The organism is Neobacillus massiliamazoniensis (assembly GCF_001048695.1).
Classification (GTDB): Bacteria; Bacillota; Bacilli; order Bacillales; family Cytobacillaceae; genus Neobacillus; species Neobacillus massiliamazoniensis.
This window is the reverse complement of record NZ_CVRB01000001.1, coordinates 1381586-1394588: the sequence shown is the minus strand read 5'-3', so window position 1 is coordinate 1394588 and position 13003 is coordinate 1381586. Positions and strand designations below refer to the sequence as shown.

The following is a 13003-nucleotide window of genomic DNA, read 5'->3' as shown; positions in this document are numbered from 1 at the left end:
TTTTCTCTCCCTCTAATACTTTCCTTTTAATAAGATCCTCTCAATTTTTTCTGCCCAGGCTTCTAACAGCTTGACATTATCAGCTAGACTGCCATCATAGGTAAATACTAAACTACCTGTTTCTGGTGTGTATTGAACCGAATAAATTCTAGCCTCATTCTCAAAATGACAGATTAATTGACCAACTGTATCATAATTATTTTTCCAAAAGATCGACTGGAGCCGTATTCTTCCTGGAATATAATGGACGATTTCAATACAATGTCTTTTTAGCATTTTTTGAATCCGACTAGCTAGCGTTAATTCTTTTACTTTTTTCAACATACAACCATACTCCTGAAAATTGATTGTTACTAACATAAAATATGTTTGAATAAACCAAAAAAGTTTATTGATAGATATTTTTTTGCACTCGTATAAATTGATTAACCTAATAATAATATGTAAACCTTTCCAAGTAAACTTATAATTGGAAAAAAGGGTATTTTTTACTAGTAAAAAATAATTAGGCCCATTTTATGAGCCTAATCTTTATCTTAGAAGAAAGTCCCCCAAAGCAAGTACGCATTTAACACCACAATAATCCCTGTTACAATCCAAGCTAACCATTTCACCCATTTCGAATTTACAAATTCGCCCATTTTATTTTTATCATTTGTAAACATGACGAGTGGAATGACAGCAAACGATAATTGAAGTGATAAAATCACCTGACTTAGAATGAGTAATTCACCCGTTCCTTTTTCCCCATAAATCAGGGTGACAACTACTGCCGGAATAATCGCAATCATCCTTGTGATTAGCCTACGTAACCAAGGTTTTAAGCGAATATTCAAGAACCCTTCCATAACGATTTGACCGGCAAGCGTCCCCGTTAAGGTAGAATTTTGACCAGAAGCGAGTAAGGCAACACCGAATAAAATCGCTGCAATCCCCGAACCAAGGATCGGATCTAACAAATGGTACGCATCTTGAATTTCTGCAACCTCATGATGCCCGGTAGTATGAAAAGCAGCAGCTGATAGAATCAAAATGGAAGCATTCACAAACAATGCAAGCATTAAGGCAATAGTTGAATCGATCGTCGCATACTTAATTGCAGAACGTTTCCCCTCTTTCGTGTCCTCATAATTCCTTGTTTGAACAATCGAAGAATGAAGATAGAGATTATGAGGCATGACCGTTGCTCCAAGAATTCCCAAGGCAATATAAAGCATAGTAGGATTAGTAATAATTTGACTACTTGGAATAAAGCCAGCTGCAATGCCCGCAAATTCAGGTTTTGACAAGAAGATTTCCACTCCAAAACAGACGGCAATCGTTACAATTAAAGCAATTACAAATGATTCAATATAGCGAAAACCTTTATTCTGCAAAAGCAAAACAAGTAAAATATCCAATGCTGTAATACATACTCCATAGACAAGCGGGATGTTAAATAATAAATTCAAGGCAATAGCCGAACCAATGACCTCAGCCAAATCACATGCTGCGATAGCTAATTCACATAAAACCCAAAGCAAAAAAGAAACTGATTTACTATAATGGTCCCTGCAAGCCTGCGCTAAATCTCTGCCAGAAACAATGCCCAATTTAGCCGATAAAGCTTGTAATAAAATCGCCATTAAATTGGAGATAAAAATAACCGAGAGAAGGGTATACCCATAGGAGGATCCACCTGCAATCGAGGTTGCCCAGTTTCCAGGATCCATATAACCAACTGCTACCAAATAACCTGGACCCATAAACCCTAATAATCTTCGAAAAAAACTGCCTGATTTTTTAATCGGAATAGACTTATGAACTTCCTGTAAGCTTGGAATATGATTTTCTTTTCTCCATGCCTCCTTTACATTTTCCAATTGGGCTACCGCTTCTTTTGCACTCAAACAATCTCTCCTCCTCTTTTGTTTCTTTTAACTTTGTGCTTATACATTTTTTTTGCACAAAGGAAACTTTAAGGTAAAAAAAATATTCTTATTGCTGATTTAACACATTGTACGCTGCTACCTAAAATCCTCCCAACCTTTCTTTCGTTATTTTCCTCCCGTATGAATTTCACCTACAATACCCTTAAAGTCTTGCTCACTAATAATCCCTAACAATTTACATAGCAATGAATTTAGTAAGATTTTCTTCTTTACTCGTTTTGATGTATACATTCATACTCACTCACTTTATTTTTATTATATTTTACATTTTCTGAAAGTTTCCTGCAACCAAAAAATATTCCTAAATATAAAAAAATTCATCTGTATCAACTTATTTGTCCGATAAAAACAAATAGTAGTGAAAAGGGCATTGTTGATTTTGAAACTATGTTGATTGGAGCGGAAGGCGCGAGATCCTCGAAAATGCTATCGCATTTCCTTCGTGCGATGTAGATTCGAAGAAGCTGATTCAACGTCCTGCGGGAGTACGGTGCAGGTGAGAGCTTAAGCGACGAGGAGACTCCGCGGATGCTCGCTTCTTGAGCGCAAATCAACAGCCAAGTTAACACAGCCTATTAAAAAAAGGGCTGCCGTAGCACCCCCTTGTTATCGTGAAATATCCACATTTCAAAAAAATCCTTGGTTGATTTTATTTATTACCAGGCGCTGGCCGGTCAACACCTCTTACACGGTGGCGATGTCCATTGTCTTCAGTAGTATAAAAATCATAATAATGGACATGCATGCCATTTCCCACAGGAATCGCTGGTCCAGAATAAGCCTTATAATGATGGGTATGCCCATCTTCAAAGACAACATATCCCTCCGTATAATGAATATGGCTTTGATCCTGAGTCTGTATAGGAGGAGAAGTAACATCTAAACACTGATGAACATGCCCCACCTCAACCGAAGTATAATCAACCGAACCATGATTATGATGTGGTACAAACCCGCTTACAAAATCATCTTTACCTACCCTATCCATATACTCACCTCTCTGAATTAGTTACATTCAGCCTTTTTTTTCGCCTACTAGCTTTCAAATTTATCATTATAGGTATTGTTCATTCATTTTTAGTATTTAGCCCTCCTAAACTAAAGCTTTATTACTATTAATATTTATTTTGATCGACTAAAATACTTTAAATTTAAAAATTCCACCACAGCTCTTGTGGTGGAATTTTTTAGATAAAATATTAATCTAAGCATAATCAACTATATACAAGCTCTTTTTCATTGATTTGTTCATTGTTTATTTTTTTAATTGCTTCCATTATATTATCATCTTTTTCAACTCTATTACCCTGTTTATCAAATACCATTAATTTGTCATAGGAGAAATGAGCATAAACATCTTCACCAATTTCATCCCAGCAGCTTTGTGTTTTTATATTAATCTTTCCAATATTCGTGTTCACACGATAAATGGTTTCTCCACCCAACTGCTCTTGTGTAAGAATTTTTCCCCGAATAATTACATCATTGTTTATATTGTTCGTTTTTGCAAGGCCAATCTCTTCAGGACGTATACCTAAATACATTTCATCGAATTCAATGATATTTGTTGGCGGTGAACCGATAAATTGTGCAACAAATAAATTTGCCGGATTCGTATAGATCTCTTTTGGCGTACCTTGCTGCATGATTTCCCCTTGATTCATAATAATAATATATGAACCCATTGACATGGCCTCAACTTGATCATGTGTAACATATAAAAATGTTGTTTTCAACTGTCTATGCAATTCAATTAACTCTTGTCTCATCTGATTTCTCAGTTTAGCATCTAAATTAGAAAGTGGCTCATCCATTAAAAAAGCATGGGGACGCTTCACAATCGCACGAGCAAGGGCAACACGTTGACGTTGTCCACCTGATAATTGAGCTGGACGTTTATTAACGTGATCCGTAAGCTCTACCATCTTTAAGACATTTGAAATGATTTCTTCACGTTCTTGTTTAGGTACTTTTTTAATTTTTAGTCCATATTCGATATTCTTATATACTGTCATATGAGGATATAGCGCATAATTTTGAAAGACCATTGCGATATTTCTATCTTTTGGTTCTTCATATGTGACATCTTCTTCATTAATAAGTAAATTTCCACTTGTTGGTTCTTCAAGACCTGCAATTATTCTTAGTAAGGTTGATTTTCCACACCCTGAAGGGCCAAGCAGAATCGTAAAGGAGCCGTCTTGTATTTCTAGATCAATGCCTTTCAATATATTATTAGAACCAAAGGCCTTTTTAATATTGCTAATGGTGATTTTCCCCATTTTTCCAACTCCTAATAATATGTTATTTTATTCCAAATTTGACAAAAGAATCGACAATTTGTCTCTGTAACACAAGATAAATAATTAAGATTGGGAGACAAGAAATTGTTGTAGCTGCCATAAGTGAACCCCACATATTAACGTCTGAACTTACGAATGATCGTAATCCGATTTGGATTGGAGCATTTTCCATCTTCTTAGTAATAAGAATTGGCCATAAATATTCATTCCACCCGTTAATAAATAATAAAATGCCAAGAGAGGTAACGGACGATTTAATATTAGGCAATATAACTTTAAGTAGAATACCGAAATCACTTTCGCCATCAAGTCTTGCTGCTTCGATTAGCGCTATAGGAAATGCTTTAAAGCTTTGATAAAGTGATAAAATAGCAAATGTCGATACTCCAAAAGGCAATACAATGCCTAACAATTTTTCATTTAATCCCATTTGATTAATAAGAATATAGTTTGGAATCATAATTGCCTGAATTGGAATTAACCATGTTAAACTAAGCAAAGTGTAAATTAATATTTTCCCTTTAAATTGCCAGCGTACAAGTGCATAACCAGCTAAGAGACTACTGATCAGTTGTGATGCCGTCATAAGTATTGCGATTACAAATGAATTGAACATCATTTTAACAATCGGCATATTCGAAAAAGCGTAAACATAATTTTCCAAAGTAGGCTTTAAAGGAATGAACGAAGCAGTAAAAATCTCTGATTCATTCTTGAACGATGAGATTACCATCCAATAAAACGGAAAAATAGCAATAAAACACATGATGATCAATAAAATATGTTGAACCACATTCAATGATCTTGTTTTCCTCCTATTCATCTTCGTGTCCTCCAAACTTAATTATCATAAAATGCAAATTTCCTTGAGAAATAGTTAAGTACTAATGCGATAATACCAAAAATGAAGAAGAACAATAATGACGCTGCTGAACTTAAACCTACATTCAAGTTGGAAAACCCATATTTATACATTTCATAATAAATATTAGATGATGTACCAAAAGGTCCGCCAGTGGTTAAAGTATCAATATAAGCGAATGTCCATTGACTTGAGAATAAAATACTCATTGTAATCATAAAAATAATAGTTGGCGATAATAATGGGAGTGTAATGTCTATAAACCGTTTAAATCTACCTGCACCATCTAAAGAAGCTGCCTCATAATAGTCTTTGTTTATACCTGTTAATGCAGCAGAAAACATGATGGTACTGAAGCCAACCATTTGCCACCCCGTGATTAATAATATAATCCATTTAGCAAAATGTGGATCAGAAAAGTAGGCAATGTTTTTATCAATTAACCCCAGCTTCATCAGCAATATATTTACTAAACCATTCGATGGATGAAATAGCCATCCCCAAATGGTACTGATCGTGACTGGCGCTAAAATCATCGGCATAAAAAAGATAACCCGGTATACATTTTTCATTTTTCCTTTCATATCATTTGTTGTAACAGCCAAAAACAATGGGATAATAATAGAAAAGGGAAGCAAACCTACAGTATAAAAAATTGTGTTTCCGATAGATTGAACGAAGTCTTTATTACTTACTAAACGAACGAAGTTTTCTAATCCTACAGGTATAGGAGTAGTTCCTGGTACCATACTCCATTTTTGAAAGGCTAAAATGAAAGTTGAAATTAACGGCCTATACATCCAGATACCGAGAAACAAAAAAGCCGGTAATAAATATAAATACGGTTTCAACGTGTTTCTTTTCTTACGTTTATTCGATTCACTTCTTCCAATAATGTGGGTTTCATTGGACAATGGCGGGCTATAATTATTTTCGATTGATCTACTCATACCGTTTCCTTTCTTTCATTAAAAAGTAACAAATGTGCCTTAAAAAATAGTATTTATTTTTCACGACACATTTGTTTTTTGGTTATCTATACTTTGAGCAAGTTTATTTAATCATATCGTTAATTTGGTTTTGAGCATCAGTCAAAGTCTTTTTAACATCAGCATCTGTTGATACTGCTTTTACAATAGCATTTGTATAAATAGTTGCAGATTCTGTTGCATATTCTCCCGGCCAAATAGCTACTGGGTGAATATGTGATAATTGGTTAAGATTTATTTTATATAACGGATTTTGATCAACAAAATCTTTCAAATATTTCGGGTCATCTGCTAATCCTGTCCGTAAAGGCAAGTAACCTATTTCGGAAGTAATAATCTTATAACCTTCATTTCCAGTGGCAAACTTAACAAATTCCCAAACTGCAGCATTTTTTTCTGGAGAGTCTGGTCTCACTGCTAAAGCACTTCCTGAGTTTACTGGCACTGATGGCTTATCACCAAATTGCGGCAATGCAGCACCGTATAGTTTCCAGCCACCTGCCTTAGCAGCCTTTAATGCACCGCTATGTAAAGCAGTTGACGAAACATACATACCAAGGTTTCCAGCCATGAATTGTCCAGCTAAATCTTTGTCGCTACCTACTGCACTTGCACCGTTTTTATATAAATCTTTCCACATTTCAATTGCTTCAACACCTTGTTTGCTGGCAAATTCCGCTTTCTTTCTATCCTTAGAAAGCACCTCGCCGCCATTACTTAAAATTACCCCGTCTGTTATCCAACCGTTATCTGGGGCTAGACCGAAACCATCTTTTCCAGTTGCTTTTTTAATTTTCAAAGAATCTTCTTTTACTTCAGCCCATGTTTTAGGTGGGTTGTTTGGGTCTAAGCCAGCTTCTTCAAATAATTTCCCATTGATAAAAACAATTGGAGTACTAAATGTGAAGGCTAACCCATACATCTTGCCATCAATTTTCCCTAATTCTAATGCATTTGGAGAAATGCCTTTGAAATGTTGCTCCAATTCTTGCTTAGGGAATACATCTTCATATGCTTTCAAACCAAGAGTTTGTTTTGAACTATCTAAAGTCGGAAATGTGTGCTGAATCACATCTACTTGTTTTCCTGCTGCTATATCAGCTTTGTATTGCTGATATGTTGGATCTGGTACCCCTTCAACAATTACTCCTTTTTCCTTTCCAACCGTGTCATTAAATTCATTAATTAAATGCTCCATCCCTGCTTTCATTGTTGGAGCAGCTAAACTATAGGAATAGAAAGTAACTTTTATTGGCTTCTTTGGATCTAATTTTCCCAATACTGCATCATTAGAAGTTTTAGTAGATGATGAACATGCACTCAAAACTGAGATTAAGAACATAGAAACAATGAATAGTAGAAAAAACTTTTTAGATTTCATTTGATGTTTCCTTTCGTTCAAAATTTTTTTATTTGGCTATGTTAAAGCTCATTGTTGATTGGAGCGGAAGGCGCGAGATCATCGAAAATGCTATCGCATTTTCTTCGTCGGTGTTTATTCAAGGATGCTGATTCAACGTCCTGCGGGAAAGACGGGTCAAGGGAGCCCCCGCAGGCGCATAGCGCCGAGGAGGCTCCCGAACCACCCGCGGAAAGCGAGCGCCTGGAACGGGAATCAACAGGCAAGTTTATCAGAGCCTTTTATTTTGGTTGTAATTGTTGTAATTCTTTAAACGAAAAACTTAAAAATACTGTTATATCATCAGGAAATCTTACTGTTTGAACAGCAAGTCCATTTTCATCAACCGTGCATAAGCTGAAGCCCGTACGATCATTCATTTGAAAGCTCTCGTTACTAACATTTCCACCAAAAGCTATACTATCTGCAGTGGATAACAGAATATCCCCAATATTACTTATTTTATTCTGGTGGGTATGTCCACTTAACACAGCGATTACATCGCTATCATTAATGATGCTTAGAAGTTCCTTAGAATTTGTAAGAGCGTGACCATCATTCACTTCACCTGCTTCAAGCGGGTGATGAACAACCACTAAGCTACCTTTTTCAGCTGGAGTTTTTAGTACATTAGCGAGCCAATTTAGCTGTTCTGAATCAACCATACCAACGCCGCTATGATCATAGCTTGAATCTAGGACAATTAATCTGTAACCATTAATATCTGTTTCATAGAAAAGTTGATCAGTACAATTTGCTTTCCCTGCGAAACCTTCCCAATACGCAGCCGTAACGTCGTGGTTGCCAAGAACTGTATAAACAGGGATGTCTATTACATGATCCTCAATGATTTGTTTAAAGTACTCATAATCACTTGCCTTACCCTCATGTACCAAATCCCCACTAATTAAAATAAAATCGGGCTTATGTGGTAAAGATTTTACATTTTCTAAAGTTTTGATTAAATTATCAGAAGGATTACTATTTGGCCGAACCATCTTTTCTAGAAAACTACCTTTGTATTCTTGTAAAATATGTGTATCTGTAATATGGACAAAATTAAGTTTGTTCATGAATATACCTCCAGCTCAGTATAATTTTTAAAAATCGAATGATTCAAAGAACACTTATTCTAAACAAAAATCTTTAATGTTTTCTCGAATTTGTTCTGTAATGCCGAATTCCTCCACAAGATAGGTTTCAAAGTTACCGTAGCTACTTACTATAGAATCCATAGATGCTTGCAAATAATTTTCTTGTAATAGAAACACGTCTTTAAATCGATCAAGCTCTTCTTCAGAAAAAAACTTAGCAACTTCATCAAACATTTGGTTATGAAAACCTTCTAACGTATAATTCGACAGCAAAAAATCTTCTATTATTGCTTCATATGGTACATGAAGTGTCATCAGTATTAGCATCGCACCCACTCCTGTACGGTCGCGTCCACCCGTACAATGATGAACAAGAGGCAAATTCTCTTCTGGTCTTTTAAGAAGTGTCATAAGTCTTTTATACGATGCATTTTGAATAGGCATGTTCGAATACAAATTTGTGAACATCTCTTTCGTAAATAGCTTATAAAATCCCCCATTAACCATATCTTCAGAGGATACTTGTGCTGCAGTTTTATCGAAATCATTGACTGGAATTCGTTCGTTTTTAGCTTGTCCAATCACCGGGTCTGGTTTTTTGTCTGCCTCCATTTTGTCACGATAATCAAATACATACTTTAAATTTAATGTTTCTAAATATGTCTTATCTTCTTCAGTTAATCCTGTTAATTCAGCTGCACGGAATAAAATTCCCTTTTTCACTTTCCTTCCATCTAGAGTTTCAAAACCACCCATATCGCGAAAGTTGAAAACACCTTTAAGAGGTAATAAACACTGCTCTATCGTTTTTTCTATCATTAGATCGCCTCAGTTTTTTCGTTGATTGTAAATTTTTCTAGCGTCGAAACTCCATTAAGCTCAATTACTTTAAAATTCGTTTCCCCATTTTTAACTGTTACCCAGAGAATATGATCAATAGATCCAACACTATCACCATGCCAGCATGCGCCAGTTCTTCCCATTTGAATAAGATCATGACCGTTTCTTTTCATAACCTCTAACTGATGAAGGTGCCCTGCAAACATCGTGTATTTTCTGTTCTTCAGCATACTCTCAAGTCGTAGAAATTGGGTTTCTTCTGTTTTCCATACAGGCTTATGTAGCAATACAAAAGTTTGGTTTACATCTTCGTTTTCTTTTAGCACATTTTCAAAAAATTTAAGCTGCTCATCTGAAATATTTGAAATATTACCTTTTCCCAAATCTTCTTCTGAAAACTTACCCATCATTTGCTTGAAAAATCCTTGAACATGCTCCTTCGATTTTTCTGGCTCTAGTTTGACATCTTCTATTACCTTTCGAAATATGTCCCCAAAGCCTCCGTCTTCTGTCATAGATCCTGGTGATTCTTCCGTATTTAAAAATAAAAATAGTGCATCATGATATCGGAACGCATAGTAATCAAAACCCTTACGATCACACCAAACCTTTGCCATTGTTTCATTACCATAATCATGATTTCCAATGACAGAGAAAAAAGGAAGGTTGATTTTTTTTAATAAATGATCAATATAATCCCATTCCTCATGTGCTTCTGCTTCGCTATTCCAATAGCCTTCAATTAAATCTCCAACGGATAATACAAAATCTGGCTTTAATTCTTGAACGATCTCCATTCCTTTTTCAAAGATACCTGGAGTTGTAATCCCACAACGATCACCTACAACAGCGAACGAAAAGTCCCCTGTCTCCGTCGGCTTCAAATCACCGTACCATGGGCGCTTATCAGTAGTAATCATTTTATCTTGGAAATAAATTTCCATCGCTTTTTTTTGGTCAATTAAGGTACCCATTCACATTCTCCTTTTCAATATCTTTCGTTTATTAGTGTACTAGTAGCATGTTAATGGAATGTTAATTAAGCGTAAATAATTGTTGTAAAATTATTAATAATTGTAAAAAGATAAAAGAGTTTGTAAATCCCTGTGTTCTTCTTAAAAAAAATGGGGCGAATAGGTATAATAAAGTGATGTCAGCTTTATATGAATAATTTCACTTTATTGTTTAGACTATGTTAAAGCTCATTGTTGATTGGAGCGGAAGGCGCGAGACTCCTCGAAAATGCTATCGCATTTCCTTCGTGCGTGGGCGGATTCAAGGATGTAATTCAATGTCCTGCGGGAGTACGGGGCAGGGGGGAGCGGAAATCAACAGGCAAGTTTAACAGAGCGATTGTTAAAAAAATTAAAGCTTTTTTCTTCTATTACACTTAATACAATTATTAGGAAAATTTCCTTATAAAATTTCTATTTATTTTATAGTTCTAGCGAAAGGAATTTGAATGATGTCTATATCTCTTATTGATACTGCTTACACAACGATTCGACAGAAGATTCTATCCTGTGAGTACATGCCGGGGAGTCTATTATCGATATATAAGCTTGCAGAGGAGCTGGAAATGAGCCGGACGCCGGTTTCAAATGCGATCGCCCGCTTAGAATTAGAAGGTTTAGTGGTAGCATTAAAAAATAGAGGAGTTATGGTAAAAGATGTATCCACTAAAGAAATCTTCGAAATGTTTGAGGTGACTTTTGCTCATCAAATTTTTGTGCTAGAGACAGTCCAACAATACGATCTTTATAAGTTTAATCTTAATGAGTTAAAGTCCATTTTAGATCAACAAGTAATGGAAAAAGAACATGACTATTTCTCATATGCTAATCTTTCCCTATCATTTATAAGATGCATTATCGCAACCATAAATAACAATGTGATGCTGCAAATTATGGACTCTCATCGAGATAAAATTGTGATGAGTGCTGTTGCAAGCTATAAGCTTTATCCTCAGCAAAGATTTTTCTCAGGTGCTCATTATAATGGGGCAATCTACGAGGCATTATTAGAGGAAAATTATGAAAAGGCAAGACAATTATTAATTGAATTTCGCCAAAAAACCCGTGAACGAGTCATGGTGAGCGGTTCGATTTAAAAATACGAAAGACTAAATATAACGCCTTGAAGGACTTCCTTCAAGGCGTTATATATTATTATTAATTTCATTCCCAGTAATCCTTTTGATCGTAATTCTTACTTACGTTAATTTAGGATTTGGGTTGAATTCATCTTCTTTTAAGTCAAAGCGGTAAGAGATAAATCCATATAATGTCCACCCTACGAATGTCACTATCGCCCCATATGTCATGGCTTGAAATCCTGAAGAGTATAGGGCGTATAAACTATAAACAGAACCTACAAAGGCAATGAATGTAGCTAGTCTTCTTCTCTGAATGGAACCATGCCCTATCCTAATCATAACGGCTACAGAGCCCATCGATAATAAATATGGAACTAAATTCGTAACAACAGCCAGGTTGACCAATACATTAAATTGCTTGGTTAATGTTGGACTGATCGTCATTAAGGATAGGATGGTTTGAACGATGGTAAGAATCAACATACCAACAAGTGGTGTATCTGTAGATGTTACTCTGCCAAATATTTTTGGAAAATACCCTTCAATTGCTGAACTTTTAAACACTTGTGCAATGGTGAACTGCCAGCCTAATAAAGATCCAAAGCATGCAATAACCATTAAGGCAGTAATGATATTACCAATGGTTGGATTAAACATATGTGAAAATGCCAGACCAAACGGGGCGGTTGAATTTGCTAAATCAGCATTAGGAACGATACCAGCAATAACATTGGTTGAAACAATGTAAATGACAGCAGCACCCAGAGTACCACCTAAAACAGCTATAGGTACATTTTTTTGTGGATTTTCAACTACATCCATATTGGCTGAAGCCGATTCAAGCCCTAAAAAAGCCCATAATGTAATAGAAATTGATTTGCCTACCGCTGAAACAAATGAGTAGTGATGAGGATTCCATGCTCCAACATATCGTGAACCACTAAACCAAAACCAACCGATAATACTGATGACGACAACAGGAATAATGACTCCCCATACAGTTACGGCACCAATCTTTCCTGTAATTCGAGCTCCTCCAAAATTAAAGACAGTTGTTAACCATAAAACAATAATAGTCCATATTCCAACTGAAACAGGAGAAAGCTTTACATTAAAAAGTTCTGTGGCATAACCAACTGCAGTGATTGCAATAGCAACATTTGCAATGACCAATGAAATACCATAAGTATAATTGGCCAAAAAGCTACCTGATTTACCAAAAGCATATTCAGAGTAGCCCCCCATACCCCCAGACTTACGACTAAACATTCCACATTGAGCAAAGCCATAGGCAAGAGCTAATGACCCTAATGCGGTTACTAGCCAAGATAAAATAGAAATCGTACCAACTTGCGCTAGGTTCGTTGGAAGCATAATAATCCCAGAACCCATCATATTAACAGCTGTTAATATGGTCAGCTGTACTACATTCATCTTATTTTTTTGTTCGGCCATTATTTCACAACTCCTTATTTATTATTTCATAAAAT

The 13003-nt window shown here is 35.6% G+C and carries 12 protein-coding genes; 1 reads left to right on the top strand and 11 read right to left on the bottom strand.

Translation table 11 applies throughout. The features are described from left to right. Nucleotides 1-12: 12 nt before the first annotated feature. The 10 genes from BN1082_RS06550 to BN1082_RS06505 all read right to left on the bottom strand — a co-directional run bounded on the left by BN1082_RS06550 (nucleotide 13) and on the right by BN1082_RS06505 (nucleotide 10392). Complete coding sequence (locus BN1082_RS06550; protein WP_090632449.1) at nucleotides 13-324, bottom strand: HMA2 domain-containing protein; 312 nt, start codon at nucleotides 322-324, stop codon at nucleotides 13-15. A gap of 212 nt (nucleotides 325-536) precedes the next feature. Then, the gene (locus tag BN1082_RS06545) at nucleotides 537-1862 is read right to left on the bottom strand and encodes an Nramp family divalent metal transporter (protein ID WP_425412131.1); all 1326 of its coding nucleotides are present in this window, start codon (nucleotides 1860-1862) and stop codon (nucleotides 537-539) included. Between the two features lie 718 nt (nucleotides 1863-2580). Continuing rightward, the gene (locus BN1082_RS06540) at nucleotides 2581-2919 is read right to left on the bottom strand and encodes a YmaF family protein (RefSeq protein WP_090632442.1); all 339 of its coding nucleotides are present in this window, start codon (nucleotides 2917-2919) and stop codon (nucleotides 2581-2583) included. A 226-nt stretch (nucleotides 2920-3145) separates the two neighbouring features. After that, a complete protein-coding gene (locus BN1082_RS06535; RefSeq protein ID WP_090632438.1) occupies nucleotides 3146-4213 on the bottom strand; it encodes an ABC transporter ATP-binding protein in 1068 nt (355 codons plus the stop codon). A gap of 22 nt (nucleotides 4214-4235) precedes the next feature. Continuing rightward, nucleotides 4236-5057 carry a carbohydrate ABC transporter permease gene (locus BN1082_RS06530; protein WP_090632435.1) on the bottom strand — a complete coding sequence of 274 codons (822 nt, stop codon included), beginning with the start codon at nucleotides 5055-5057 and terminating at the stop codon, nucleotides 4236-4238. Nucleotides 5058-5074: 17 nt separating this feature from the next. Further along, nucleotides 5075-6046, bottom strand: a complete 972-nt coding sequence (locus BN1082_RS06525) for a carbohydrate ABC transporter permease (protein WP_090632432.1) — start codon at nucleotides 6044-6046, stop codon at nucleotides 5075-5077. 103 nt (nucleotides 6047-6149) lie between these two features. Continuing rightward, nucleotides 6150-7466 (bottom strand): ABC transporter substrate-binding protein, encoded by a 1317-nt coding sequence (locus tag BN1082_RS06520; protein WP_090632429.1) that lies wholly within the window; start codon nucleotides 7464-7466, stop codon nucleotides 6150-6152. A gap of 260 nt (nucleotides 7467-7726) precedes the next feature. Next, on the bottom strand, nucleotides 7727-8557 hold the full coding sequence (locus tag BN1082_RS06515; protein ID WP_090632427.1) for a metallophosphoesterase family protein: 831 nt from the start codon (nucleotides 8555-8557) through the stop codon (nucleotides 7727-7729). Nucleotides 8558-8611: 54 nt separating this feature from the next. Then, nucleotides 8612-9397 (bottom strand): tyrosine-protein phosphatase, encoded by a 786-nt coding sequence (locus BN1082_RS06510; protein ID WP_090632424.1) that lies wholly within the window; start codon nucleotides 9395-9397, stop codon nucleotides 8612-8614. Beyond that, nucleotides 9397-10392: a metallophosphoesterase family protein gene (locus BN1082_RS06505; protein ID WP_090632420.1), complete on the bottom strand. Its 996-nt coding sequence runs from the start codon at nucleotides 10390-10392 to the stop codon at nucleotides 9397-9399. The genes BN1082_RS06510 and BN1082_RS06505 overlap by 1 nt, the downstream gene beginning before the upstream one ends. 491 nt (nucleotides 10393-10883) lie before the next feature. Here BN1082_RS06505 and BN1082_RS06500 point away from each other — a divergent pair, with 491 nt between their 5' ends. After that, nucleotides 10884-11528, top strand: coding sequence for a GntR family transcriptional regulator (locus tag BN1082_RS06500; RefSeq protein WP_176699675.1), 645 nt, complete (start codon nucleotides 10884-10886; stop codon nucleotides 11526-11528). 102 nt (nucleotides 11529-11630) lie between these two features. Here the strand turns inward: BN1082_RS06500 and potE are convergent, their stop codons facing one another. Further along, nucleotides 11631-12968, bottom strand: a complete 1338-nt coding sequence (gene potE, locus BN1082_RS06495; protein ID WP_090632414.1) for a putrescine-ornithine antiporter — start codon at nucleotides 12966-12968, stop codon at nucleotides 11631-11633. Nucleotides 12969-13003 lie beyond the last annotated feature (35 nt).

Excerpts from the sequence above, each read along its gene's own strand:
- BN1082_RS06535 (WP_090632438.1), bottom strand. The coding sequence starts at position 4,213 with ATGGGGAAAATCACCATTAGCAATATTAAAAAGGCCTTTGGTTCTAAT.
- BN1082_RS06525 (WP_090632432.1), bottom strand. The coding sequence starts at position 6,046 with ATGAGTAGATCAATCGAAAATAATTATAGCCCGCCATTGTCCAATGAA.
- BN1082_RS06540 (WP_090632442.1), bottom strand. The coding sequence starts at position 2,919 with ATGGATAGGGTAGGTAAAGATGATTTTGTAAGCGGGTTTGTACCACAT.
- BN1082_RS06505 (WP_090632420.1), bottom strand. The coding sequence starts at position 10,392 with ATGGGTACCTTAATTGACCAAAAAAAAGCGATGGAAATTTATTTCCAA.
- BN1082_RS06550 (WP_090632449.1), bottom strand. The coding sequence starts at position 324 with ATGTTGAAAAAAGTAAAAGAATTAACGCTAGCTAGTCGGATTCAAAAA.
- BN1082_RS06520 (WP_090632429.1), bottom strand. The coding sequence starts at position 7,466 with ATGAAATCTAAAAAGTTTTTTCTACTATTCATTGTTTCTATGTTCTTA.
- BN1082_RS06500 (WP_176699675.1), top strand. The coding sequence starts at position 10,884 with ATGTCTATATCTCTTATTGATACTGCTTACACAACGATTCGACAGAAG.
- BN1082_RS06515 (WP_090632427.1), bottom strand. The coding sequence starts at position 8,557 with ATGAACAAACTTAATTTTGTCCATATTACAGATACACATATTTTACAA.
- BN1082_RS06510 (WP_090632424.1), bottom strand. The coding sequence starts at position 9,397 with ATGATAGAAAAAACGATAGAGCAGTGTTTATTACCTCTTAAAGGTGTT.
- BN1082_RS06530 (WP_090632435.1), bottom strand. The coding sequence starts at position 5,057 with ATGAATAGGAGGAAAACAAGATCATTGAATGTGGTTCAACATATTTTA.
- potE (WP_090632414.1), bottom strand. The coding sequence starts at position 12,968 with ATGGCCGAACAAAAAAATAAGATGAATGTAGTACAGCTGACCATATTA.